At 69.4% G+C, this 3,145-nt stretch carries 3 protein-coding genes and 1 pseudogene; 1 reads left to right on the forward strand and 3 read right to left on the reverse strand.

Going from position 1 to position 3,145, the window contains the following annotated elements; genetic code table 11:
- Window positions 1-48: 48 nt before the first annotated feature.
- The 3 genes and pseudogenes from GWK25_RS43050 to GWK25_RS43060 form a co-directional block, all read right to left on the reverse strand.
- Window positions 49-594 (reverse strand): annotated as a pseudogene (locus GWK25_RS43050) (NAD-dependent epimerase/dehydratase family protein); the annotation flags it as partial.
- A gap of 10 nt (window positions 595-604) precedes the next feature.
- Entirely contained in the window at window positions 605-1,321 is a 717-nt protein-coding gene (locus GWK25_RS43055) for a DUF998 domain-containing protein (protein ID WP_215458185.1), read from the reverse strand.
- Window positions 1,318-2,367 (reverse strand): aldo/keto reductase, encoded by a 1,050-nt coding sequence (locus GWK25_RS43060; RefSeq protein ID WP_215458187.1) that lies wholly within the window; start codon window positions 2,365-2,367, stop codon window positions 1,318-1,320. The genes GWK25_RS43055 and GWK25_RS43060 overlap by 4 nt, the downstream gene beginning before the upstream one ends.
- Before the next feature lie 76 nt (window positions 2,368-2,443).
- On the opposite strand from GWK25_RS43060, the gene GWK25_RS43065 reads away from it, so the two are divergent.
- Window positions 2,444-2,986: a TetR/AcrR family transcriptional regulator gene (locus GWK25_RS43065; RefSeq protein ID WP_215458189.1), complete on the forward strand. Its 543-nt coding sequence runs from the start codon at window positions 2,444-2,446 to the stop codon at window positions 2,984-2,986.
- Window positions 2,987-3,145: the final 159 nt, after the last annotated feature.

Consider the following 3,145-nt stretch of genomic DNA (forward strand, 5'->3'; position numbering starts at 1 on the left):
ATCTACACCCTAGAGTTCGTCGGCAGCGTCAGATGTGTATAAGACACAGACGGCGGTCAGTTCCATACCGCCGCCTTCCTCCCGGATGAACCGCCAGGCGGCACGCTCGGCGAGGGTCTTGGAACGCTGGTAGGGCGGGATTTCGGCGTCGATGTCGGTCCAGTCCTCCTCGGTGAACGGGGTGGAGCGTGGGGGGTGTCCGAGGCCGACGGCGCCGAAGGAACTGGTCAGCACGGTACGGCGGACGCCTCCGTCACGTGCGGCGCGCAGGACGCGCAGGACCCCTTCGCGGGCCGGGACGATCAGGTCGTCGTCGCTTGCGGGGGTGTGACGCAGGGTGGGTGAAGCGACGTGGAGGACGTGCTCGCAGTCGGCTGCGGCGGCGTCCCAGCCGTCGGAGTGCTGGAGGTCGGCGTGTACGACGGTGAGCCGGTCGTCGTCGAAGACGGCGGCCTCGTGCAGCCAGGAGCGCAAGGCCGGTTCGCGCTGTGGATCGCGGACGGTGGTGCGGACGGTGTGGCCGGTGTCGAGCAGGGCGAGGATGCACCAGCTTCCGATGAATCCGGTCCCTCCGGTGACCAGTACGGGTGTCATGGGTGTCTCCTCAGCTGGTGGCGTGCGTGGGAAGCGGGGTGCGTGGGGGTGTCACAGGCAGTCGTCGGACGGCGATGCTGCTGGCGAGGAGGGCGTGGCTGATCATGATCGGGTAGATGACGGCGCGTTCGAGCAGGCCGATGTTCCACATCCAGCCGGTGAGGGCGTCGGCCATGAAGAGCGGAAAGGCGGTCAGGCCCGCGGTGCCCAGGGCGATGCTCGCGGTCGAGCGGCGTCGGCTGAGGCCGATGCGTGCGCCGCCTGCTCCGACGGCGATCGCCATGACATTGCCGGTGAGCATGACGGTCTGCGCACCGAGGGTGTGGAGGGCGATCAGGCCGTTGTCGACGTTGGCGTTGGAGCCTTGGAAGATGCCGACGAGGCCGACTCCGGCGCCGGACAGGACGGCGAGAATCATGATGATGGCCGGGCGGAGGCTCTTGCGCGGGTCGAACACGAGGAACGCGCCGACGGCCAGGAGGATTCCGTAGACCACCCAGCCGGTGTTCATGACGGCGCCGAGGGGTGAGTTGGCGACCTGCCCGAACGCGGTCTGGGGCGGGCCGGTCAGGCCGAGGTGGCTGACCCAGTTGTGCAAGGGCGAGTACGGCGGGTCCTGCCATGCGGCGGCGGTGACGAACTCCGCCAGCCAGGACACCAGCGGGCCGAGCAGGATGAGCAGGCCCCCGGCGCGGGCGGCCGGGCCGGAGCGGACGATGGGGTTCATGACAGGGCCATTCCGGGGATGCGCTGGCGGATGGCCTCCAGCTCGGCCTCGTCGGAGACGCCCTGCCAGTCGTAGCGCGGGGTGTATGGGGCTTCCAGGGCGCGCACCTCGTCGTCGGTGAGGTCGATGCCGAGGGAGGCCACGGCCTGGTCGATCTGGCGGATGGAGCCTGCGCCGACCAGGGGCGCGGTGACCACCGGTCGGCGGCGCAGCCAGGCGAGCGCGATCTGGGCGCGGCTCGCGCCGTGCGCGTCCGCCACCTGGCCGACGGCGTCGATGATCGCCTTGTTGGACACTTCCTGCGCGGGTGAGTAGAGCAGATCGGCGTAGGCCGCGTCGGTTTCGGAGCGTTGGGTGGAGCGGGTGTCGTCCCAGGCCCGGGCCAGGCGGCCGCGGGCCAGGGGGGACCAGATGAGGGTGCCGATGCCTTCGTCCAGGCACAGCGGGATCATCTCCCGTTCCTCTTCGCGGGCGAGGAGGTTGTAGTGGTTCTGCATCGACACGAACCGCGCCCAGCCGTGCTGCTTCTGCAGGTGGAGGGCCTTGGCGAATTCCCAGGCGTGCATGGAGGAGGCGCCGAGGTAGCGGACCTTACCGGCCTGCACGAGGTCGCTGAGGGCCTGGAGTGTCTCCTCCCAGGGGGTGGAGTGGTCGTTGCGATGGATCTGGTAGAGGTCGATGTAGTCCGTGCCGAGGCGGCGCAGGGAGTGGTCGACCTCGGTCATGATCGCCTTGCGGGACAGTCCGCGTCCGTTCGGGCCCGGGCGCATCGGGTGACGCAGTTTCGTGGCGATGACCACGGCGTCGCGGTCGGCGTAGTCCTTCAGTGCGCGGCCGAGGATCTCCTCGCTGGAGCCGTTGGAGTACAAGTTCGCGGTGTCGAAGAAGTTGATGCCCGTCTCCAGGGCGTGCTTGATGAGCGGGCGGGCCCCCGCCTCGCCCTTCGACCAGACGGGATGCCCGCGGTCGGGTTCGCCGTAGGTCATGGCGCCGATGGCGATCGGTGACACGTCCAGGCCAGTGGTGCCGAGCTTGATGTAGTGCATGGTGCCCCTCTAGAGTAAGTGGAGAACTCTCCGAATAACGTAGTGGAGAGTTCTCCACTTAGCAAGGGGAGAACTCGTGGTCCGATCCGACGCCCGTGAGAACAGGGCGCGCATCCTCGCTGCCGCCCGCGAGGCGCTGGGCGAGGACGGCGGCACGTCGATGAACCAGATCGCCCAGCGCGCCGGCGTCGGCCCGGGCACGCTGTACCGCAACTTCCCCACCCGCGAGGCGCTGGTCCTGGCCGTCTATCAGGACGAAGTCACCCGCATCACAGGCACCGTGCCCGACCTGCTCTCCCGGATGCCGCCCCCGGAGGCGCTGCGCGCCTGGACGCTCGACCTGGTCGAGGCCATGCGCAGGAAGCACGGCCTGGGCGAGGCCCTCAGCCCCAGCGCGCACCAGGCGATGAGCGAACAGAGCTATGGCCCGGTCATCACCGCCATCAGCGAGCTCCTCGACGCCGGCAAGGAGGACGGGAGCATCCGCGCGGACGCGGACCCCGGTGACTTCCTCCAGCTCACCGGCGCGCTCTGGCGTGCCGCCGCCGTCCCCGAGGACCGCGCTCCCCGCATGCTCGCGCTCATCCTCGACGGGCTGCGCGCACAGCCGCAGCACTGAGGACCGGTGGGAGATCAGTCGAAGGCCGACCGGAGACCGGGCGAGGACCGCGTGCTGACGGTGGCAGGCGGTCGTGTCCGGCAGAAGTACTCAGCGGGCCTGTGCGAGGAGTTCCCGCGACAGGCCCCACAGCCCCCCCCCCGTCTCTTATACCCATCT

It is taken from the genome of Streptomyces sp. ATCC 21386, from assembly GCF_018728545.1.
Classification (GTDB): Bacteria; Actinomycetota; Actinomycetes; order Streptomycetales; family Streptomycetaceae; genus Streptomyces.